The 23374-nt window shown below is 43.1% G+C and carries 17 protein-coding genes; 12 read left to right on the forward strand and 5 right to left on the reverse strand.

All coding sequences use genetic code 11. The features are described from left to right. The first annotated feature begins 119 nt into the window (after nucleotides 1-119). Complete coding sequence (sppA, locus tag CDC33_RS28195) at nucleotides 120-941, forward strand: signal peptide peptidase SppA (RefSeq protein WP_109011742.1); 822 nt, start codon at nucleotides 120-122, stop codon at nucleotides 939-941. A 113-nt stretch (nucleotides 942-1054) separates the two neighbouring features. Beyond that, a complete protein-coding gene (gene aroH / locus CDC33_RS28200; RefSeq protein ID WP_244919370.1) occupies nucleotides 1055-1456 on the forward strand; it encodes a chorismate mutase in 402 nt (133 codons plus the stop codon). A 22-nt stretch (nucleotides 1457-1478) separates the two neighbouring features. Here the strand turns inward: aroH and CDC33_RS39170 are convergent, their stop codons facing one another. Continuing rightward, complete coding sequence (locus tag CDC33_RS39170; protein WP_181374160.1) at nucleotides 1479-1643, reverse strand: hypothetical protein; 165 nt, start codon at nucleotides 1641-1643, stop codon at nucleotides 1479-1481. Between CDC33_RS39170 and CDC33_RS28205 the strand changes: the two genes are divergently transcribed. From CDC33_RS28205 to CDC33_RS28215, 3 genes are all read left to right on the forward strand, one after another. Next, on the forward strand, nucleotides 1635-2186 hold the full coding sequence (locus CDC33_RS28205; protein WP_181374161.1) for an opioid growth factor receptor-related protein: 552 nt from the start codon (nucleotides 1635-1637) through the stop codon (nucleotides 2184-2186). The two genes, CDC33_RS39170 and CDC33_RS28205, sit on opposite strands and share 9 nt — an antisense overlap. Nucleotides 2187-2474: 288 nt before the next feature. Continuing rightward, entirely contained in the window at nucleotides 2475-2699 is a 225-nt protein-coding gene (locus CDC33_RS28210; RefSeq protein WP_109011744.1) for a DUF433 domain-containing protein, read from the forward strand. Beyond that, nucleotides 2683-3009 (forward strand): DUF5615 family PIN-like protein, encoded by a 327-nt coding sequence (locus tag CDC33_RS28215; protein WP_109011745.1) that lies wholly within the window; start codon nucleotides 2683-2685, stop codon nucleotides 3007-3009. Before CDC33_RS28210 ends, CDC33_RS28215 begins: the two co-directional genes overlap by 17 nt. 21 nt (nucleotides 3010-3030) lie before the next feature. Here the strand turns inward: CDC33_RS28215 and crtR are convergent, their stop codons facing one another. Continuing rightward, a complete protein-coding gene (gene crtR / locus CDC33_RS28220) occupies nucleotides 3031-3921 on the reverse strand; it encodes a beta-carotene hydroxylase (protein WP_109012739.1) in 891 nt (296 codons plus the stop codon). Nucleotides 3922-4300: 379 nt separating this feature from the next. Here crtR and pyk point away from each other — a divergent pair, with 379 nt between their 5' ends. Then, nucleotides 4301-6070, forward strand: coding sequence for a pyruvate kinase (pyk, locus tag CDC33_RS28225; RefSeq protein WP_109011746.1), 1770 nt, complete (start codon nucleotides 4301-4303; stop codon nucleotides 6068-6070). A 96-nt stretch (nucleotides 6071-6166) separates the two neighbouring features. On the opposite strand, the gene CDC33_RS28230 is transcribed toward pyk, so the two are convergent. Beyond that, nucleotides 6167-7951 carry a M61 family metallopeptidase gene (locus CDC33_RS28230; RefSeq protein WP_109011747.1) on the reverse strand — a complete coding sequence of 595 codons (1785 nt, stop codon included), beginning with the start codon at nucleotides 7949-7951 and terminating at the stop codon, nucleotides 6167-6169. An 83-nt stretch (nucleotides 7952-8034) separates the two neighbouring features. Next, nucleotides 8035-9639 (reverse strand): cellulase family glycosylhydrolase, encoded by a 1605-nt coding sequence (locus CDC33_RS28235; RefSeq protein ID WP_109012740.1) that lies wholly within the window; start codon nucleotides 9637-9639, stop codon nucleotides 8035-8037. A 672-nt stretch (nucleotides 9640-10311) separates the two neighbouring features. On the opposite strand from CDC33_RS28235, the gene CDC33_RS28240 reads away from it, so the two are divergent. Next, on the forward strand, nucleotides 10312-11106 hold the full coding sequence (locus tag CDC33_RS28240; protein ID WP_109011748.1) for a hypothetical protein: 795 nt from the start codon (nucleotides 10312-10314) through the stop codon (nucleotides 11104-11106). A gap of 306 nt (nucleotides 11107-11412) precedes the next feature. Here the strand turns inward: CDC33_RS28240 and CDC33_RS28245 are convergent, their stop codons facing one another. After that, on the reverse strand, nucleotides 11413-12207 hold the full coding sequence (locus CDC33_RS28245) for a hypothetical protein (RefSeq protein ID WP_109011749.1): 795 nt from the start codon (nucleotides 12205-12207) through the stop codon (nucleotides 11413-11415). A 321-nt stretch (nucleotides 12208-12528) separates the two neighbouring features. Between CDC33_RS28245 and CDC33_RS28250 the strand changes: the two genes are divergently transcribed. The 5 genes from CDC33_RS28250 (at nucleotide 12529) to bcsA (ending at nucleotide 23108) form a co-directional block, all read left to right on the forward strand. Beyond that, entirely contained in the window at nucleotides 12529-14268 is a 1740-nt protein-coding gene (locus CDC33_RS28250) for a porin (RefSeq protein ID WP_369694367.1), read from the forward strand. Further along, nucleotides 14265-16622 (forward strand): tetratricopeptide repeat protein, encoded by a 2358-nt coding sequence (locus tag CDC33_RS28255; protein ID WP_109011751.1) that lies wholly within the window; start codon nucleotides 14265-14267, stop codon nucleotides 16620-16622. The genes CDC33_RS28250 and CDC33_RS28255 overlap by 4 nt, the downstream gene beginning before the upstream one ends. Nucleotides 16623-16661: 39 nt before the next feature. Beyond that, complete coding sequence (locus tag CDC33_RS28260; RefSeq protein ID WP_109011752.1) at nucleotides 16662-17918, forward strand: family 8 glycosyl hydrolase; 1257 nt, start codon at nucleotides 16662-16664, stop codon at nucleotides 17916-17918. 180 nt (nucleotides 17919-18098) lie between these two features. Beyond that, nucleotides 18099-20438, forward strand: coding sequence for a cellulose biosynthesis cyclic di-GMP-binding regulatory protein BcsB (locus tag CDC33_RS28265; RefSeq protein ID WP_109011753.1), 2340 nt, complete (start codon nucleotides 18099-18101; stop codon nucleotides 20436-20438). Nucleotides 20439-20495: 57 nt separating this feature from the next. Beyond that, nucleotides 20496-23108 carry a UDP-forming cellulose synthase catalytic subunit gene (gene bcsA, locus CDC33_RS28270; protein ID WP_109011754.1) on the forward strand — a complete coding sequence of 871 codons (2613 nt, stop codon included), beginning with the start codon at nucleotides 20496-20498 and terminating at the stop codon, nucleotides 23106-23108. Nucleotides 23109-23374: the final 266 nt, after the last annotated feature.

Here is a 23374-nt window from a genome sequence, read left to right on the forward strand (position 1 = left end):
AAATTTCCTTAAAATATTGATGCTCAAAATGCCTGCTCATGTTTCTTAACAGAGCAAAAGAGGTCGTCTGACCGTTGGGCATCTTATATTGAGTTTATTACGAGGTATGTTGACAGCTCATGATTTGGCCGTTTAAGCCCAAGTTTAGAAAACAAATTGCGCGGATTGAAATTACTGGTGCGATCGCCGGTGCTACCCGCAAACGCGTCCTAGAAGCCTTAAAAACTGTAGAAGAAAAAAAATTTCCGGCATTATTGCTCCGTATCGATAGCCCTGGCGGTACAGTCGGAGATTCCCAAGAAATCTACAGCGCTCTAAAGCGTCTGCGCGAAAAAATTAAAATCGTCGCTAGCTTTGGCAATATCTCGGCTTCTGGAGGAGTCTACATCGGCATGGGAGCCGAACACATCGTAGCCAACCCAGGTACGATTACGGGTAGTATTGGTGTGATTTTGCGTGGAAATAACTTGGAACGCTTGCTAGAAAAAATTGGTGTTTCCTTCCAGGTAATTAAGTCTGGCCCTTACAAAGACATATTGTCTTTTGATCGGCAACTGACTCAACCAGAAGAGAATATCCTGCAAGAGTTGATTGACACAAGTTATCAGCAGTTTGTCCAAACGGTAGCTGATGGACGTTCTTTAACAGTAGAAGCTGTGAAAAGTTTCGCTGATGGCCGGATTTTTACTGGACAGCAAGCCCTAGAGTTAGGTGTTGTAGATCGCCTGGGTACAGAAGAAGATGCCCGTCGCTGGACAGCAGAACTAGTGGGACTTGATCCAGAAAAAACTCTCTGCTATACCCTAGAAGAACGTAAACCTTTATTAAATCGCCTTCTACCAGGAAGTCGTCAAGTTTCATCAGGAATTCGATCTGGAATTGATTGGCTCGAATTTGAAATGTCTACTAGTGGTTTACCGTTGTGGTTATATCGACCCTAATATGAGTTAGGAGTATGAGTGAGGAGTTAGGAGTTAAAACTCTTAATTTCTCACTCTCAACTCCTAACCCCTAACTTTTTTCTTTTAAGGAGGATTTGGGCGTGGAGTGGCAAATGCGGGCTATTCGCGGAGCAACAACCGTTTCAGAAAATACCGTAGAGGCAATGCGAGAGGTAGTAACAGAACTTCTAGATGAACTAGAAAATCGAAATCAATTCCAGCCAAGTGACATGATTAGTGTGACTTTCTCTGTTACACGCGATTTGGATGCGATTTTTCCAGCTGCGATCGCTAGATCGCGTCCTGGTTGGGATAATGTGGCCATGTTGGATGTGCAGCAAATGCACGTCGAAGGCAGCTTACAGCGCTGCATTCGGTTCTTAATCCACGCTTATCTGCCAGCCTCCGCCTCGGTTCATCATATTTATTTACGCAATGCTGCTAGCTTGCGTCCCGACTGGAGTTTACCCCAGTCTTTACAAACATCACAGCCAGCAGTTAAGTCAAAAGTATAAATTCTTTAAATAAAATAAAAATTTATGTAGCAAAAAGTATAAAAATATAATTTTGTGATGTTGCGGCTGCTAAACCTGCTGTTGGTAGAAGAATATTACTTTGTTGCAGTGATTTGAAGTCTATTAGTGAGGCGATCGCGTCCAAAATCAAGATGTTGAGTTGTAAAGGTAGTTTGCAATGAATCATCAAAAACAGCTCAGTGCAATGCTTGTTCCATTCTACTTAGGGGAGCAACGAGATTCAGAAGGTCGCACAATTCAAGAGATGTGGACTTGGGATTTTGAAGAATTGGAGTGCATCCACAATTACATTCAGTGGTTGTTCCCTTTGTCTGAGCGAAGTGCATTCAATCGTGATGCACCCATTGTTGATGAGAAAGTAATTCAAGCATTTCAAAGCAACCCACACCTACGTCAAAATTTGCTGCGTTCCTTCACAGTCATGCTTAAATTTTATGGGTTGCAACGCCACCAGAGTAATGACGGAAAAATAATTGTCAGCCAGTCAGAAGACTATCCGAATCGTAAAGTGGAATGGGTCTGTATATCTGACCACAATTATCTTCGGATCACCCGTATATTAAAGTGTTTAATAACATTTGGATTGGAGAATGAAGCCCAAGCATTTTATGAATGCTTGCAGCAAATCTACCGTGAGGATAGCGATCGCATTGGAAGTGAAACATTTCAGTATTGGACAATTGCAGTCAAGCCCAAGGCGAAAATGTAACAATCTCCTTGGATGTCGGCAGGATTGAAGTAGTTTGATTTAGCCTCAGAGTCTGATGCACTTTAAAGCTATCTGTAGGCAATCGTAAGAGACGAATTTTTACTCTTGATCGAGATTTCCACATCTATCGATTTCGTGGTAATCAGTCTTTTGAAGTTGTACCTTGAGGGATAAATCGGTAAAAAATAGCGATCGCCCTTTGCAAAGGGAAAATAAAATATATGCTGAGATTTCCGAGATGACGAGAGTTAGGATCGGAAAGTAGTCTGTCGAACAGATGCTAACTATATGACATCTACATCGCGTGTTGTTCATAGCGACCCCGATATATTGGGGGGAACCCCCGTTTTTGTTGGTACTCGTGTGCCGATAAAAACTTTACTCGATTATCTAGAAGCGGGTGACTCACTGGATGAATTTTTAGATCACTTTCCCAGTGTCAGCCGTGAGCAAGCAATCGCCACTCTCGAATTAGCGAAGGAAATGCTAACGGCCTATGCGAATTCTACTTGATGAGTGTGTTCCACGACCCTTAAGGCGTGAACTCACTGATTATGAGGTACGCACAGTTGTGGAAATGGGATGGTCAGGCAAAAAGAATGGCGAACTGTTGCAATTGATGAAGCAGGAGAGTTTCACGATTCTTCTCACAACAGACCAAAACTTACGATATCAGCAAAACTTGCAACACGCTGGAGTTGCGGTCGTTGTTCTAGTAGCATCTAGTAATCGCCTACCTGATTTGCTTCCATTGATACCCAGTGTTTGTAATGTCCTAGCAACGATCGCTCCGGGTGTGTTTGTTGAAATCAGAGATTTTTGACGCGAGCTTAGTACAACAACTCTATTCTTTTTGATGATGAAACCGAATTCCTAAAAAGATGTCATAAACAAACTCAAAAAAGTCCTTTTTCTGCAACAATCCTGAAGTTTGATAACAACCTTTTTCATCTAACAGGGGCTTCATGACATAGTATGCAGGCTGATAATTATACCAAGGAATAGAAGGCCACAAATGATGAATTAGGTGGTAATTCTGTCCCATAATCAGAATATTGAGAACTTGGTTCGGGTAGACGCGAGCATTTTTCCAGCGATCGCGCTCTGCAAAAGGACGATGCGGTAAATAATCAAAAAATAATCCCAGTGCTATCCCCACCACAAAAGCGGGTATAAACCAAAAGTTCAAAATATAACCCAAAAAGTGGTATTGCACTGATATATAAACTATTACACCGACAATTAAGCGGCTGATGAACCATTCCAATAGCTCATATTTCCGCCACAGTCGCCGTTGAAAGAAAAATACCTCATGGTACAAAAACCGTACCGCAATCAGCCATAGTGGGCCGCCCGTAGAGACATAATGATCTGGGTCGTCTTCAGGATGATTGACATGTCCATGATGCTGTAAATGCACCCGCGTAAACACTGGAAAAGCAAAAGCTAGCATCAATGCACTGCCATGCCCTAACATCGCATTCATCACCCGGTTACGATGGGCAGATTGGTGACAAGCATCATGAATTACCGTCCCAGCACAATGCAAAGCAATAGTGTTAACGCTAAAGCATAGCCAGTGCGGCCATTCCCAAAGCCAGTAACCAAAGTTAGATAACACCAGCATTGCTACAGCTACCAAAAACAGCAGTAGCGTGGGATTAAAATCACCAGGAGGCGCTAAAAATTCCTTTGGCGGGATTGTCAGTGGCTTTTGTGCCTCCGATGCGATCATTTCTAACATTGACTCCTTCTTAATCAAACATTACAAATATACGATAAAGATTAGGAAAGAATAAAATTTTGTAAAGTTTTGTATAGCAATATTTATTTATAGCTTTGCATATCAGTAGATGAATAACGCTATGATTCCAGACGAGGACTAGTCTTTACTGATAAGCGGGGTATGACAATTGGCAAGAAGTTGATGGGATAAACACCTTCGTTGGGAGTATGGACACAAGATTGATGTACTATATCTAGTCTATCCCACAGCCTCCACTCTCCCATAAGCCCTCTCTAACTGCTTATATCTATTGATATAGCAGTGACTGAAAAGGAGATGCCATTTAAGTTACGATGACTTCCCAGATAGCTCCCTAACTTCAGCCCCTATGCAATTAAGAGATTCTCTACGCCGGACAAAAATTGTCGCTACTATTGGCCCCGCCACTAGCAGTCCTGAAATGCTCAAGGCGATTATTGAAGCGGGAGCCACGACGCTACGGCTAAACTTCTCCCACGGAACTCATGCCGACCATCAGCGTAGTATTCGCTTAATTCGGCAAACCGCTTTTGAACTAAATCAACCAGTGGCTATTCTGCAAGACTTGCAGGGCCCAAAAATTCGCTTGGGGAAATTTGACAACGGGTCTATAGTTTTGGCAAAAGGCGATCGCTTCACCTTGACAAATCGTCCAGTTATAGGTACGCAAGAAATTAGTTGCGTTACTTACGATTATTTAGCCGAAGAAGTCCCAGTTGGTGCAAAAATCCTGCTTGATGATGGACGAGTAGAAATGGTTGTGCAGGAGATTAATCGGGACAAAGGTGATTTGCATTGTCAGATCACCGTGCCTGGAAAACTTTCTAACAACAAAGGCGTAAACTTTCCCGGCGTTTACCTTTCAATTAAAGCAATGACCGACAAAGACCGAGAGGATCTGATGTTTGGTCTAGATCAAGGTGTAGATTGGGTGGCACTTTCCTTTGTCCGCAATCCGCAGGACATGATCGAAATTAAAGAACTAATTTCCAGTACAGGCAAGCAAGTGCCAGTGGTTGCCAAAATTGAAAAGCACGAAGCCATTGAACAAATGGAGGCGGTTCTGGCTTTGTGTGATGGCGTAATGGTTGCCAGAGGTGATTTAGGGGTGGAATTGCCAGCAGAGGATGTTCCGGTACTCCAAAAGCGGCTAATTGCTACAGCAAATCGCTTGGGAATTCCGATCATTACCGCCACCCAGATGTTAGACAGCATGGTGAGCAATCCCCGTCCCACTCGCGCTGAAGTATCGGATGTGGCTAATGCAATTTTAGACGGCACGGACGCGGTAATGCTCTCCAATGAAACTGCTGTGGGTAGTTTCCCAGTAGAAGCAGTGGCAACGATGGCACGAATTGCCGAGCGGATGGAGCAGGAGGAAGCTCAACACTTAAACTTACGTTCTTCAAAAGATGCGCGACGCTCCATTCCTAATGCTATTAGTCAAGCTGTGGGTCAAATTGCCGAACAACTAGGCGCAGCAGCAATCATGACCCTAACGCAAACGGGGGCAACAGCTCGCAATGTCTCTAAGTTTCGTCCTCGTACACCGATTTTGGCAGTAACACCCCATGTAAATGTGGCGCGGCAGCTACAAATGGTCTGGGGAGTAAAACCCCTGTTGGTGCTAGGATTACCTTCCACCGGTCAGACATTTCAAGCTGCGATTAACGTGGCTCAGGAACTTCAGTTACTGTCCCAGGGAGATTTAGTAGTGATGACGGCTGGCACACTCCAGGGAATTTCTGGCTCTACAGATTTGATTAAGGTAGAGGTGGTAACGGCAGTACTAGGTTACGGAATTGGACTAGGACAAGGTTCAGTTAGTGGTCGCGCACGGGTAGCTAATACTGGTATGGATGTGAGTAACTTTAATCCTGGAGACATATTAGTTGCACCTCGCACTAGTGCCGATTTCGTCGAGGCAATTCGTAAAGCTGCCGGGATTATTACTGAAGAGGAAAGTCTCACAAGTCACGCAGCAGTCATTGGCTTGCGTCTTGGTGTGCCAGTGATTGTCGGTGTGAAACACGCAACGCAGGCGATTCGGGATGGGGCGATTATAACCCTGGATCTGCAACGGGGTTTGATTTACTCAGGGGCAGTGAGAACGGCTTAGAAGTGGGGAAGAAGCAGGGGAGCAGGGGGCAAGGGGGAGAAGAATTAATATACCAATACCTAATGCCCCATGCCCAATCCCCTATCCCCAATTCCTTTACGAAACAGTTGCGATCGCAACTCCAAGCCATCCAGCAAAGTTTTGCTGTTGTGTGGAGTTAGGATTTTCAACAGGCTTTACCTGATACCGAGTGGGATGTGGTGAAGCGAGGATGATGGAATAAGTACGGAGTTCGTCTTGGTGGAAAACTGCGACTTCAATTTTATCGTTTGGTTGGTAATCTTTTAGGCGATCGCTTAAGCCACCGACTGTTACCTTAATCCTATCAATTGCTAGTAATTCATCACCTGCATCAATTCCCCCTGCTTGTGCAGGTGAACCCGCCTCCACAAATTTAATTATCTCCCGCCCATTCTCTGTATTTATCCTCACGCCTAAGTAAGGTTCTTCCTGCTGATCAGCAACCAACTGCAAGCCAAAAGGTTCTAAATACTGATTCAAGGGTAAATCCTCAGTGCCATCAATGTAGCGTTTAAAGAAATCAGTCAAATCAATTCCAGCTACAGATTCTATAACTTCCTGCAACTGTTCTGGAGTATACCCAATTTCATCTTTCCCAAATTGCTGCCACATTTTCAGCATCACATCATCGAGGGAGCTTTGATTGTCGTGAGTAGAGCGAATCAGTAAATCTAGCAACAACGATACCATTTCTCCCTTTAAATAGTAGGAGATTTGGGAATTACCGCTATTGGCATCCGGGCGGTAGAGTTTTATCCAGGCATCAAAACTCGACTCAGAAACGGGTTGTACCTTGCGTCCCGGTGTCATTTCATATCTAGTAATTTCTTTACCCAAATTATTCAAATACCATTGAACATCATAAATTCCTGCCCGCAAAGGAATTAACAAGTCATAGTAACTAGTAGTGCCTTCACAAAACCATAATGATGGTGTGTAATTTTCTTGGTCGTAATCAAAAACCTCTAATGCTTTTGGGCGAATTCGCTTGACATTCCACAAGTGAAAGAATTCATGTGCTACCAATTGGATAAAGCGATTGTACTTATCTTGAGCGCGAAATCCAAAACGCTGGTAAATTAAAGAGCAAGAGTCCTTATGCTCCAAACCGCCAAAAGCTTGGCTAAATAAATGTAGTAGAAACACGTATCGTTGATATGGCAAACCGCCAAACATCTGTGCTTCTACCTGAATAATTTTTTGAATATCAGCAATCATCTGCTGGGCTTGGAAATTTCCTTGCCCCCAGATTGCCAGTTCATGGGGTTTTCCCAAAACCTCAAAATTATACAATTGGTGGCGACCAATCTCAAAAGGAGTATCAACAAGAGTATCAAAATCGCCAGCTAAGAAAGTATTTGTTTCCTCACCAATAGGTGGCAAGGCAGTAGTTACCTGCCATTCCGGACGTGGTGGTACGATGGTGACGCGAATAGGTTGGTTCTCCCAGCCCGTTATTCTAAAGAATAGTGCCGCACCGTTGAAATAACCGTGCGTAGCATCTAAGTGATTTGTCCGTACCGATAGCTCATTCGCAAAAATACGGTAACGTACAGTTAGTTCTGAAACACCCTTTTTATCTACCTGCCAGTGATTTTTACTGATCTTCCGCCAAGGTAAAAGCTTACCCTCTGCAAAAGCCCCAAAATCCTGTAAATTCTTGGCGTATTCTCGGACTAAGTAGGAACCGGGTGTCCACACCGGTAGTTTTAAATCGAGAATCGGCGACTGGTAATCCACAAGGCGTAAAGTCACTTCAAACAGATGGGTTTCTGGTTGGGACATTGCCACCAGGTAATGAATCGTTGGCCTGCTTCCCTGGACGTGAGTATTGAGACGAGTTGCTGTTGCTTCAGTCATCTTTTGTGCTGAGTTAATACTCAATGATTAATGGAATGGGTGATTTCTCCTATCATGACAAATTCGCCTTTTAACTTTTGACTTCAAATCGAGACGGCAGCTATTTGCTGCGGCTGATAGTCAGAACCAAGTTTGTTGGCACAAAACCCAGTATCTCGTACTTGATTTGGTTCAATCGTTTTTCCCCAGTCCAAAGGAGCTACTACATACTGTATAGCTCCTTGCTGTTTAAAATCTGCGTTCCAAAAGTTATTAATCTTAGCTTGATTCCTGTTAAATGCCAGTTGCCAGTTATTAACCTTGGTATTACCCTGATTTGTAATTTTGAAACTGACACAAAATCCAGTTTCCCAGTTGGAATTGATCTCAGTAGTGACTTTTAGTTGAGCAGTACTAGTAGTAGATGGGGAAACAGAAGGAGTTGGAGTTGGAGAAACAGAAGGGGTTGGGGAAACAGGAGGATTACTCGGTTGAACTTGTACTAGTGGAAGCAATTGGGATAGTAATTGCTGCTTGGGTAGATTAACACTTTGCCAATCATCTAATAAAATTCCGCCTGTATCACTACTATTAGGATTCCAACTCCAGTAAGTAAAGCTCAAGTTATTTTTTTGAATGTATTTCACTAACTCATTTTGCCAAATACCTTCTTTAGAATTTAAGTCTACTTGCCGTCCCCCAAACTCCCCAATCAAGATCGGAGCAATATTCTGACTAGCGATATAGTTAAATCCTATCTGCCAGCGATCAATCAGATTGTTAGGAAAGTTAGAGTCATAAAAGTAGGGCTGATTGTACACCCCAGCGCCGTACTCATGAGGAGAATAGACTAGCTTATTAGAACGAGACAAACGGACTGGGTAGTTTTTTACACCTTCCAGATTTCCACCATACCAGTGCTGCGGCAATTTTTGACCGGGGACATTCTTTTCCACTCCTTCAACGACAATTAACCAATTAGGATTCACACCCAGAATTGCATTGCCTGCACGTTCTGCTGCTAGTCGCCAGTCAGTACTTATATTGTTATCACCCCAGCTAGCTTTGCCGTGGGGTTCATTTTTTAAGTCTGCGCCAATAACGTTAGTTTGATTCTTGTATCGGATTGCTAACATTGTCCAAGTATCGATCCAGTCTGCTTCGGTAAAGCCGTCCCCATACCACAACTCTGGAATTTGCTGGTCGTTGAGACGGTGGCTGTCGAGCAAGATTAGCAATCCTTGACGTTCTGCTTCCTGAATAACTAAATCCATTACCTCCAAGGGGGTTTTACCTTGAAGTTCTATGTTGCTACCAATTGTATAGTCAATGCCACTTACATTAAGCGATCGCAATCCTGCCACAGAATAAGGTAACCGGATGACGTTATATCCTAAGTTTTTAATCTGAGCCAGCATTTCTTTATAATCTCGTTGCCATAAACCGTGAGGGGCGTGCGTATCAGTTTCCATACCAAACCAATTAACACCTCTGAGTAGTACAACTTTGCCTTTTGCATCAACAATTGTTCTACCACTCGTTGAAAATGGTAGCGCTGTTTGCATGTCAGCCCTAACAGCATCTAGCTGAATACTAGCTGGTGTCTTAGTCAAGATAATTATTAGAAATACTATTAGACTTAGGGAAAATATTAGTAATTGCTTGTGTAATCTCACTGCTCTTGGTTTATTTTTATCGATAATTTGCATACTATTATTACTTTTCTGGTGGGGCAACATCTAAGTCGAATCAGCAAAAAAATATATGATGCTGTTTACGAGCAAGAAGATTTTATAGCATCTTTAGGTAAAAAGTATTTCTGTAAATGTTATTTTTAGCCGACGATAAATATTTTTACTCTAATTACAATGCATTTATTTGACTGTTATTTGTATTACTTCATTAACTTTCCATGCATCTACCATCTTAGTAATCTTAGAGCAATACTTAGCTACTTTTGTTTCTGTATCCGCAAAAATTGGATAGTGGAAGTCAATAACGCTAAAATCTTTGCCTGATTATACGTATAAACTTTTATCTATTAGGACTTACGCAAAAATTGCTAAAAAGCTTAATTTCTCGAACCGCCAAGACGCCAAGATCGCCGAGAATTCGTAGAGTGTGCGTAAGTCCTATCTATGTTTTGTATTTCCCTTTAGATAATTTGCATTAGTTGCTTAATTTACAAAAAATTTACGTAATTTACTGAGTTCTTCATGAGTTTTCTATTGAACATATCTCGTATAGAGAATAATTTAGATACTAAGGCAGTACACATATTGAGTGACCGTGAAAACTCTATACAAGCTAGATGTTATGAGCGGTAATTAGATCTGCTGCAATCTACTCATAGTCTTTTATTTGACAAAAGCTTTCTAAATATGACACTTTCTGCACTGCAAAAATTTTTACTACCACCTGCGATCGCTTCTCTAAGTGTATTTTCTTTAATGTCATTTCCCCTTGCGACACTAGGCGATAAACAAATTGCTATCAAATTTCAGGAAGAACCTATTTTTTATGGCAAGCTTAGAGATATTGCTATCCCTTACGTAGTTTTTGCAACAGCACTGAGTATAGGGTCTGGAATTTCAGCACTTGCTTTCTGTGGTTGGCGAAATTCTTCTTCCAAATCAGCGAAAATTCAGCAGGAATTATCTAATCTAGAACAACATCTACAGCAAAAAGAGACATTACTAAAAGAATGGCAAGTTTCCGAGCCTCGATTGCAAATTTCTGGATTAAGCGCTTTTTTAGATGACGAAGCACCTTTTGACCAAGCTCTCATCTCAAAAAATCCAATAACTGCATCTCAACCTATTGGAGCGCAAACCCCGACGCAGATACACGCACAGCCAGTAAATCCTATACCAAAGGTTGCAACTCAATCAAATACCACTATTAGAGATATTGCTGCTACTTCTGCGTTTGCATCTGCTCAGACTTTCCTTGGCTATGCTCAAGAAAATCCCAACAATATCAAAGAAATTACTGCTGGTGAAGTGAATCAAACAGCAATTATGCCATCAGAATTTGAAGAGTTACAAAAACAAATTAAAGAGATGATGCTACAGATGCAAGCAATGCAGGAGAATTTGCAAATAACGTCTCAAGCAACAAATACTGAGGTAGAATCCCCAGCTAAATTTCAGATTTACTATAATACTGTCCTTTAAAATCTACTCAAATCAATGCCCACTGAATTGGTGGTTATTGGGTAATTAATATCTGGATACCAGCCTCAATATGAGCGCTGGTATTCCAGTTTTTATCTATCAAAAACAGAGGGATGGAAGGCTACAGTATCCCGTCCTCAATCAAGTAGGAAGTAGGGTAGGGGTAAATAGAGACAGAATTATTTTATGGGTTTGATGCCCTTAGAGCTTTTCCTAATTAAATGAGGTACATTATAGCCCCCTTCTGGTAAGCAAGAAAGGGGTTGAAGGTGGGGTTTAGTACCTAATTGAGAACCGGTATAATTCTCACCGGAGAAATTCTGAAGGAGTCAGATAGGCATTCGTTTGCCTATTTTTAATCGGTAGAGGTAAGGTACTTTTAGAAGCTATGGATTGCGGCGGGATTTGATATCGGTTTCCCCAACCACCATTTAAGTCTTCCGATTGCTGACGAGGTGGTATTGTTTTCCCCGTAGGTAGGGGTACTGTTAAAGTTTGGCTAACTTGTAAATATTTTTCACCTTCGTTAGTAAAGCGAATCAAATTACTTTCAAGCTTTTCAAGCTGTTGATTTTCTAACTTCAACTTTTGAGAGTTTTGATTATCTGGCTGTTCCGACTGAGTAGCAGGATCGAAAATAGCTACAAATGTAACGCCACCTTCTGGAAACAGTCGTATTTGTGCTGGATTTACTTGCCAGACTTCTTGAAAACTACCATTGGGTGAAACTTGCCACAGATTCAGCGCAGCCTCCCATTTTCCCTGTTTCACTTCCACAATTTGACGAGCCAGAATTGAACGGTTAGTATTCGTATCTGAATTCAGTAAAGCTTCTGTTTGTCCTGATACTGGATGCAAGTAACGCACAGCGGCCACTGTAATCTTGCTAGATTCGGGCAGATTGGTACTACCTACGACATTGTATATACCTTTACTTGATATAGGTTGTATATCTCCGATTTTCATCTCTACCTGTTCTTGTGCTTTTTGAACACAGCCATAATTGCCAGCTAAAAGTATTAGGCAAGCACCTATCTGGAGATTAGTAGGAAATAAAGCTTTAAGTTTAGTCAAAATAGTCTTTAAATCAAGATTTTGCATGGCAAAAAGCAGATTATCTAGTTTATTTGCAAATCAGCTTAGATTTTTACCTATTATGCCCAATTTGTTTTGAAAAATAACAACTTTTATCGACTCTTAATCAATTAATTGAAAATTAAAAATTTTATTTAATCTAGTGGTTAATACTCATTTGGTTTGCTAAAGTAGCGACATTGAATAACCTAAATATGTAGTTGTTACCCAACTAGGCTGATGAGGCAAACAGTACTCGATTGTTATAAATTTACTTTTCCAAGCCAGTACCACAAGGTTTATCCACTGCTTTGTACTGTCGCCGTCTCGATTTGCTGGGTACTGGCAGTGAGCGAAAAATCTTCAGCTCAAGTCAACCCATCTCAGCTAAAAACTATCGATTACCAATTGGGTTTAGCAGAACCCCCACCAGTGCCTAAATTATCTGTTGATAAAAGTCAATCTCAGTTAGGGTCGCAAACATTGCCTTCTCCACGCGTAACGACTGGTGTAGCAGTTGCACCGATCGCTAATCCAGTGTTGAAAGTTGTAGAACCCAAACCAGTCAACGATCTCCAAGAAATGGAGAGTGTCTTCATCCAGCAGCAGGTAACTGGAAAAGCCCCAGCAGCAGCACATAGTTCTGTTGCACCACGAGTGGCAGCAGGTGGGGACACTTCTAACCTGAATTTAGGATTGCAGGGACAGATGAACGGTTCGGAGCCACCACTCGCCAACTCGTCTGCAACGCCAGAATCAACTGCACCAGCAGCACCAACTTTTAATCAACTATTCAGTTCTCAAACAGCCCCCCTATCACCAGTTCCCAACTCGGCTGCAACGCAAGAATTCACTGCACCAGGAGTAGCACCAACTTTTAATCAATTACTCAGTTCTCAAACAGCCCCTCTGCCACCACTTCCTAACTTACCTGTAACCCCAGAATCAACTGCACCAGGAGTAACACCAACTTTTAATCAACAATTACCCAATCCACAGACAACACCATCATTTCTTAATACAACTCCCACTCCAAGCACAGCAGTGCCAGTTACCCCATCGATAACTACTCAACAACGCCGCCAGCTCACCAGCAGTAGTTTAAGGGAACCCTCTTTACAATTCCAAGGAGTTTATATTAACCAAGGTGGCGACACCTCAGCACGGGCGAGAGTCACCGGAGTCTACCCATTGTCTCCTCAAGCTTTGATTGGAGCAACCCTGGACTTAACAAGCCAAGGCAGTAACCGCAACTTCGATGACTCCCGAAACGATGGTTTGAACATCAACGAGCTTTATTTGGCGACTTCACTAGCAGGAGTACCTAATCTGCGGTTTGTGATCGGTCAAATAGATTTAACGTCTTATTTTGATCGCAACAGCTTTGCTAAAGATGGAGCTAGTCAATTTTTTAATCCGGTGTTTCAAACTAACCCAGCACTGGCGGCAACAGGAATTAGTTCCCGCACTGGTTTATTAACCGATTGGAGTATCACCGACAATATTGAAGCCAAAGCGGCAGTCTTTTCATCAGCAGATAAAATCGGTGACTTTTCTTTAGATGGATTTGCTGGCGAAGTCGGCGTCCGTTACGGCAATGCAATTATTCGTGGTACTTATGCTAGCGATCGCGACGCTGGTGTTAATGATAGCTTCCTTGAAAGCTATAGCATTGCCAGAGGTAACAATCAATTTGGCACTGATAAAAACGATCGCGAAGAAGCATACGGTCTTAACGCCGAAGTCTTTATTCCCAACCTGAAATTAGGTTTGTTTGGGCGCTACGGTCACTATGAAAACCGCACTTTAGGAGAGGGTGCAAATACTTACGTCTTGGGAGCTAGTTTTGTGGATCTGTTTACCCCAGATGACCGGGTAGGAATAGCTTATGGACGCGCTCTCTCTAACGAACAGCTACGTCGTGGAAATAATCCCGATGTATTAGAAATGTTCTATGATTTTAAATTTCTTGACAATCTACGGCTAGGCTTCTCGGTTCAAGCGCGTGATGATTTCTCAGAAACAGTCTTCGGTATCAGAGTGAAATCAGAATTTGGTATCACTCCCAGAGGGAGAATTACTCAATGAGCCAAAATAATATAAATAAAAAGCAAAAGGGAAAAGCTAAAAAAATTAAATATCGTTCTCTTTTTACTTGTTCATTTCTCCTTTTTACTTACTTGCTAACTGTGCCACCTTTGGGCAGTATTGCCCCTGCTCAAGCACAGAGCTTATCAACATCGGCACAAAAGGGTTTTGCATTCTTAAAAAAAGGCTTGATTAATGATGCGATCGCAGCCTTCCAACAAGCCCTTAAAACTCAACCACAATCTTCGCAAGTTAGGTTAGGATTAGCGATCGCCTATCGCAAAGCCGGACGTATTCCCGAAGCTTGGGCTACCTATCAACAAGTACTGGCGGCAGACTCCAACAACCAACTAGCTTTAAAGACAGTTGGTATATTGGCTACTTATCGTCCTGAATGGAATTTAAAAGGAATTGAAGCTCTAACAACTTTATTAGAGTTAAATCCTAATGACTCAGAAGGTCGTCATTACCGTGCTCTACTCTACTCTTATCAAGGACGTTTAAGCGAGTCCCTGGCAGATTACCAAATCGTGCTGAACAACAACCCCACACCAAAGGCAGTCCTTGATGCAGCCCAAACTTATAGTTACAGTGGGGATTTTCCGAAAGCCTTGGAGTTGTTTAACCGTTATCGCGCCACTGGCAAAGCCATTACAGATTATGCAGCACTAGCCTACGGTCGCACCTTACGAGAAACAGGCAATCCTGGAGGGGCAGTACAGGTGTTAGAAGCGCAGTTGCAGCGCTCCAATAAACTTAACGAGATGGGGTTTGAAACCCGTAAAGAACTAGCTGTAGCATACCTTGCCAATCAACAACAAGCTCAAGCGTTGGCGGTTTTGGATGTATTACAGGGAAGGCCAGATGCTATTTTGCCCTTAGCGCGATCGCTCAATGAAATTCGCAAGTACACCAATAACCCCACCCTTACCCAGCAAGTTTTAAATCTCTACCGTCAAGCACTGCAAACCGATCCCAACCCTTCCCCCAAACTACTGCGCGAAGTCGCTGATGTTTTTACTGGGTTCCCCGAAGGACGACAAACAGCACTGCAACTGTATCGACGGGTGGCGTTAGAATTTCCCAACGATCAAAGTCTGGTGGTGCAGCAATTAGCTTTGGAAAATCAGCTAGGTTTGCTCGGTAAAAATGACTTGAAACAGCGTTTAACTACTGCAATACAATCAACGCCGAGCGATCGCGTCCAGTTGCAACAGCTAGCTAATGCTTTAGTGAACATTGATGTTCCCGACCCAGAATTTTTACCTGTGTACCAAAATCTTTTACAAATGGGGGTTAACGTACCGTTTTTGAATTTCCGGGTGGCGCAAATGTATGTGCAGCGCCAAGAGTTGAATGGTGCAAGGCAAGCTTTGGCAGCTTACACAGCTACCCCCGCAGGTGCTAAAGACCTCGCACCCCAATTACTAGCAGCAGAAATTGAGCGTCGTGAGGGTAATCTCGAAGCTAGCGCTCAACGTTACCAAGCTGTGATTGCTAGCAAGCCAAATAATAGCGATATTATTGATGCTGCTTTGGGCGGATTGGCTGGAGTGCGACTGCAACAAAAGCATTTTGATGAGGCTGTGACAGTTTATGACCAATTAATAGCTCGCAATCCGCAAAATTTGTCGATTCAACTAGGGCGGGCTAGTATCGCCTATCAAGCCAAGCGGATCTCCCAAGCAGAAGCAGAGGCAGTTCTCAACAATTGGTTAGCTACACAACCTGCAACCAATACTCCTCCAGAACTATACAGTTTGATAGGAACGCTGCCTACTGATCCGCAAAAAGAAGCTTTATATAGTTATCTGGTAGAAACTGACCCTACTTCCATACCACTACAACTGCGCCTATTACAGGTGATAGCAAAACGCAATCCTGCCCAAGCACAAGCGCGGATGAAGCAGTTGATTGCCCGTATTCCCAACACTTCTGACTCATACCAGTTGCAGGCAGAGTTGGCTCGATCTGTAGGTGATTTGAATTTGGCTAGCAGTACCTATCAGAATATTTTGGCGCAGCAACCAGATAACATCGATGCTTTAGCGGCTTTAGGCGGAATTCGCTTTGAACAGCGCCGCTTTGAATCAGCACAGGAGATTTATGCTCAAGTGTTGGCACAAAAACCGGAAGACAAAGGCACACGCCGCGCCCTTGCTGGATTAAATGCAATTTTAGATCAGCCTTTGACAGCACTGGCACAGCTAGAACAACTGCAATTAGAAGCAGCCGCAGAAGGAGGAAACGATAGCGATGCATCTCGGCAAATACAGCAAATCCAAACAGACTTTCTGCTACGACGAGGATTTCAACCCCCTTGGGAAGATTATCAACGTCGAAACAGAAATTAGCGATCGCTTAAATCTTTTACAAATCAAACTGTTCTTAGGATGTGGCACTTCCCAAAAGTGGCAGCTATTGCCTGCCTGATTGGTTTATCTGCCTGTGTCTCTAGTTACTCGGCAGCAAACCCCAAAACGCCGGATGAGCAAACTCCGGTGGCAAATGTCCCCACTGAAGGTAGTAGTCAAAATCCCACTGGATTATTAGCTGATCTCCCTGAATCTACGCCCAACCGGGAATTACTAGCCCAAAGTTGGGATAGCTACCGCCAAAGATTTATTCAGTCAGATGGGCGGGTGATTGATTACGAAGCAAGCGATCGCTCAACTAGTGAAGGTCAAGCTTATGCTTTACTTCGAGCAGTACTGATTAACGATCCGACAACTTTTGCCCTGACTTTAAACTGGTCGGAAAATAACCTCCAGCGCCAAGTAGGTGGTAAACGCACAGATAGTTTGTGGGCTTGGAAGTGGGGACGAAAAGAAGATGGTAACTGGGGTGTCATCGACAGCAATTTTGCTAGCGATGGAGATATAGATGCGATTACTGCCCTGATTTTAGCATCACGGCGTTGGCATCAACCCGAATACTTGAAACTAGCAAAACTCAAACTGCAAGATTTGTGGAATTTGTCCACTATCTCAAAAACCCAAGGTAAGCGCTACCTGTTACCAGGGCCTGTAGCTGCATTTGTTCCGAATGCATCTACCGTTTACCTGAATCCCTCTTATTTTGCACCCTATGCTTTTCGCATCTTTGCACAAGTTGATCCCCAACATGATTGGTTGAGTTTGGTAGACAGCAGCTATCAAGTGCTAGAAGATTCTGCAAAGCTTTCTAGCGTAGGTTTACCCAGTGATTGGGTAGCTCTAAATACCAAAACAGGACAATACCAAACCCTACCAGCATCTAGCACTCTGAAGAGTTTGTATAGTTTTGATTCCTATCGAGTCTGGTGGCGTTTGTCGTTGGATGCTGCTTGGTTCAACTCACCCCAAGCGCAGCGCTATCTAGTGACATCTACTCAGCACCTGCAAAAACTATGGAGTAAACAATCCATACCAGCACGCATTGATCTGCAAGGGAAACCATTAGTGGATTACGAAGCTACATCCCAATACGCTATGTTGTATGCCGCCATGCAGGTAGTGAAACCAGCGATCGCTCAAGAACTGCTTGTGAAAAAAATACTGCCTCAATACAAGCAGGGAATTTGGGGAGACCAATCTGCTTATTACACCCAGAATTTGGCTTGGTTAGGATTGCTACCTCCAAAGACAATTCCCCAGCGATTGCTTAAATGATATCCCTTGATGCTGAGTTAGGGTACAAGCTTCCCAACCACCTTTTACTTACGACAGATTGACTTCCGTAGATTTTTTGAAAAAATCTGATGGGATATTTTGAAGTTCTAAAAGCAACAAAACACCTGTGCTTTTTACGTAAAAAAATTCAGTAAATTCACACTAAAATCACGCTCTACCATGAAGCAATTGTTCCATCTTTCCCAAATTAGTAAAAAAGCAATTATTGTTACTTCTTGCTTTTTTTTGTTTCCTAGTTCATTATTGAGCGCTCAAGCTCAAACCAAAGGTGATCTGCAACAAGAAGTAACTTTATTAGCTCAAGCAACGACATCAGAAAATACTAGTAAAGCAGACTTAAAAGCTCCTAGTGCCAAGAACCTGGCAACTTACACCCTAGAATTTAATCGTAGTCCGATTGTGGGTAATCGGATGCGCTTGCGCGGGGTTTACTCAGAAGGTCGTCTAGCATTTACCCGTCCTCGTGGCTGGAAACTAGATCGGGGTAGGGTACAAGCTTTAATCCGTTTTCAACACTCACCATCGCTGTATGCCAATCGCTCTAACCTGACTGTGCTATTGAATGGCATCAGTGTTGGTAGTGTACCACTCAATCGTAAAGAGTCCCAAGTAGGTCAAGTACTGTTCAATATCCCACCCAAGCTGCTGCAAGACTACAACGAACTCACATTGGTGGCACAGCAGAATAATACGCTCGAATGTAGCGACCCTAGTAGCCCCGACTTGTGGACAGAGATTCTGCCAGATTCCAAATTAATCTTTAACTATGAACGGCAGCCGATTCTTTTGAATTTCAGCCGCTACCCTTATCCTTTCTTTGACGAATTTGGCTTAGAAACTAACCAAATTGCTTATTTACAACCGAGTCAAGTCGATCAATCCTGGTTGACAGCAGCAGCTCGCTTACAAGCGGCATTGGGGAGAATCGCAGATTTTCGCCCGATTCAGACGAGCGTAGTGTCTGATGTGGCAAATGCGAAGGCAAACGATCGCTTGGTGATCATTGGTACTCCCAACGAGCAACCGACCTTAAATACTTGGAAGAATTTGCCCCTGAAAGTTGTCAGCAATCAAATTCTTGATCGTGATAATAACCCCGTACCAGATGAAACAGGGGTGTTGATTATAACTAAAGCTGAAAAGAGCGGGGTTCCGGTTTTAATTGCTACTGGCAACAGTGCAAAAGCCGTAGAAAAGGCAACCCAATTTTTATCACAGCCAGACTTGCGGAAAATGGGTACTGGTCAGGTGGTTTTTGTCGATACTCTCAAGGAACCTTCGACACCAGGACTCCGCCAATGGCCTCGTTATTTGCCAGAACAAAATTCTTTTAAACTAGGCGACATCAAAACCCAAGTAAACGGTGAGCCGTTTAGTGATGTAACTGTACGTGGGATCGGAGCGCCACCAGTCGAAATTGATTTTCATGCTCTACCAGATGATAGATTTCTCCGGGGTAGTTCCATGAATCTGGTGTACAGCTACGGGCCGCAGGTTAATCCGCGAACTTCTGCGATCGAAGTTTTACTGGATGGAGTTTTCATTGGTGGCGCACGTCTTGATTCTGAGGCGGGAGAAACTCGCAAAAATCTTAAAGTTAATTTGCCGGAAAACTTGATTAAACCCAACTCGAAACTGCAAGTTTTCTTGCGGATGAATCCGAGAGAACCCTTTGATAAACAGAACTGTCTTCAGCCACCAGACCAACAACTTACAGGTACGGTGCATTCTGATACTAGCTTCGACCTGAAGCGGGAAATCTCTACACAACTACCAGACTTGAACCTGCTGAAATTCGGTTTCCCCTTTGCTGCACCACAGGATTTGTCTCAGACAGCGATTGTTGTGCCACAAACCCCCTCGAAGACAGATGTGTTGACCTTGTTGGCTTTTAGCGAACGTTTGGGAAGGCTTAGTCAAGCAGATGCTGTCAAACTAAATGTTTATACACCAGATGCTTTGCCAACACAAGCCCGCAAAAATGACCATTTGGTAGGAATTGGAACGCGAGAAGACTTTCCTTTTCCCGAAGTATTTAATTCTACAGGCTTCAACTTGAGTCAGGCATATTCCCGCTCCTCTGCCAATGCTGTGGTTCAGACCCCGCAGGATACACAAGGCATGATTAAGCAAATTATCTCTCCTTGGAACAGCGATCGCGTTGTTCTAGCTTTAACATCTCAAACCGAAACTGGTTTAGAGCGAGTGCGACAAGTCCTCAATCAAGACCCTTGGTTCTTCCAACTCAAGAAGGATACGGTGCTAATTAGTAGCGATCAAAAAGACCCAGTTTCCTACGATGCTGATGCCTATCAACTACAGTTTTTCCAAAGCGCCTCAAACACTCGTCGCTTAGAAAATACCACTATCCTCAGTAAAGCATCACGCTTTTTACAAGAAAATTGGCTATTGCTACCTGTGGGCATTTTTAGTGTGTCTCTAATTCTTTACGGGATTCTTCAGTTGTATATCAAGCGTTTGACTGCTGATAAAAAGTAGACACTTTCGGTCAGGTATCGCCAATCTTAAATTTAAATTTCAAAATTTAGATCCACAATGTCATCTTCCCCCCCCACATCGCCCCGGAAATCACGCGATCGCCAGCGCTTAAAATTGAGCAATTGGTTGATTGATATTACCCCTAGATTTTTTGACCGCACTCTCCAAAAGGTGGGTGTGAAACAATTTAAGTGGTTTATCTTGCTGCTGTTGGTACTCTCAGTACCACTGATTATTACTCCAATAGAAGTTTGGCAGCAGGGATTGGTAGCAGTGTTTCTTGTGCTACTCGGTCAATTGGTGATACACGCAGAGTTTCAAGAGTCTTATTCAGAAATCAGCCATTATTATCACCTGTTTATGCTGTGGCTGAGTATGGTAACAACGCTGCGTTATTTATACTACCGCACCAGCTACACCCTGAACTTCGATGGTTGGCTCAACAGCATCGCTTGTGTCTTCTTATACGCCGCCGAACTTTATGCCATCCTCACCTTGGTATTGGCATACTTTCAAACCCTGAAAATTCAAGAACGCCAACCAGTTAATCTAACAAACATTCCTCAACAGGAATGGTTCAAAGTTGATATCTACATCCCCACATACAACGAAGATGTGGAGATTGTTCGCAAGACGGCTGTGGCAGCCTTAGCCTGTGATTATGCTCCTGATAAAAAAAAGGTTTATGTCCTTGATGATGGTCGTCCAGAAAAGTATAAAGAGAACGACCCACGCCGAGAACAGTTTAGCAAAAGACGAGAACAGCTACGGCAAATGTGCCAAGAGCTAGGCTGTATCCACATGACGCGGGACAATAACGATCACGCTAAGGCTGGTAATATCAATACCGCCTTTTACAAAACCGACGGCGATTTGGTGTTGATTTTGGACTGCGACCACATTCCATCGCGGCAAATTCTCTTGCATACAATGGGTTTTTTCTTCGATCCCAAAGTATCGTTTGTCCAAACTCCTCACTGGTTCTATAACCCCGACCCCTTCGAGCGTAATTTAGTCACTAAAGGTAGAATCCCCGCAGGCAATGAACTGTTCTATAAGGTACTGCAAAAAGGTAACGATTTTTGGAATGCCGCCTTTTTCTGCGGTTCCGCAGCGTTAATCCGCAAATCCCACGCTTTAGAAGTTGGGGGAATTGCAGTGGAAACCGTGACGGAAGATTGCCACACTGCTTTGCGATTGCATTCGCTGGGTTACAAGTCTATCTACTACGACAAAATTATGGTCGCTGGTTTAGCGCCAGAAACGTTTTCTTCTTACGTGGGACAACAAGTGCGTTGGGCAAGAGGGATGGCACAGATTTTGCGATTAGAAAACCCCATTTTTAATCCGAAGCTGAATTTAACATTTGCACAACGGATTTGTTACTTTAGCGCGACCTCACACTTTTTGTATGGCTATCCTCGACTAATATATGCGATCGCTCCCACACTATTCCTATTATTTGGCATTAACTCTGTCCAAGGTTTAGGTTTAGAAACTCTAGCCTACGCCCTACCACATATTCTCCTCTCCCTTTTTACTAACTACATCATTTACAAAAACGTCCGTTTCTCCTTCTGGAACGAAATTTTTGAATTTGCGATGGCTTTCCAGGCTGGGTGGGTGACGATGTTAGCGCTATTTAATCCCAAGCTGGGTTCATTTAACGTTACCGACAAAGGAACGTCTATAACCAAACGCACCTTTGATTGGGAATCGATGCGTGGTCTTTTGGTGGTGACAGCACTTGTAGTCTCTTCCTTACTAGCTGTTCCCTATTGGCTGCTGCTACATCCTGAAGATTGGCAAGCGGTCTTAGTCAATACCATGTGGTCTATTTTTAATTTGGTTTTGCTGATAGCTGCTTTGCTGGTTGGCTTTGAACAACCACAAGTACGTACCGCCCACCGTTTACAGCGTCGCCTCCCCATCTTAATTACCAGTAACGGTCAAACAATTATGGGCAAAACGGTGAATATTTCAGAAACTGGGGCATTAATTTCTTTAGAAACTTGGCCCAATTTACTGGAGGAAGCGGAAGTTGAGGTGATGGGAGATTATACTGCTAGCGCCTCTTTAACAGCACAGATTGTCCGAGTTTCTCCTATTAATGACACAGAAACGCTTTTGGCTGTTGATTTCGTGAAGCTCAACAATGCCCAACGCGATGCTTTAACTCTAGTTTTATATTCTGATGTCCGAGAGTGGTATTCTCAAAAGGGCCAGTATGTAGACCGACCCTTCGCTTCTCTTGGATTCTTAGCTACAAGTCTGACTCGGGCCTTGCGTGACGTGAAACAAACTAGCCGTAAAAAGGTACGTAAGCAGGTAAATAGCCATAGCCGACTCTACTGGGATGGTAACTTCTTCTTTGCAGTAGCGACAGAATTAGGAACAACGGGTTTGCGCTTGGAAATAGAGGATACAAAAGCCGTGTCTTCTCACAAAATGATAGGACAACAGGATTTGCACACGATGCGAACTGTTAAACCATTAGTTGGTTTACTGTTGAATGAGGATGAGGATAATCTCTCATCTAATCGATTTGTTGCTGAAATTTATGCGGTAGAAGAACAAACCAATGGCAAGATTGCGCTTGAGTTAAATTTTCCAGAAAAATTTAAAGAACGTCAAGACACAAAAATTAAGCAATTGTTGGAGGTTCTGTAACAGATAGGACTTACGCAAAAATTGCTAAAAAGCTTAATTTCTCGAACCGCCAAGACGCCAAGAGCGCCGAGAATTCGTAGAGTGTGCGTAAGTCCTAACAGAGCTACTTGACTAGATTTTGACCAGCGCAAGCTCCATTTAAGTCCAGATGTTGCTTGCGCTTGGGAGTGTTTTAAATTGCAAAAGTCAATTCAATTATTGTGGGGTGTGTAGCGTTCGACTAAGCGCTACCCACCCCAAAATAAATAATCGAATATTTTTATAAT

Origin of the sequence: Nostoc commune NIES-4072 (genome assembly GCF_003113895.1) — a bacterium.
Classification (GTDB): Bacteria; Cyanobacteriota; Cyanobacteriia; order Cyanobacteriales; family Nostocaceae; genus Nostoc; species Nostoc commune.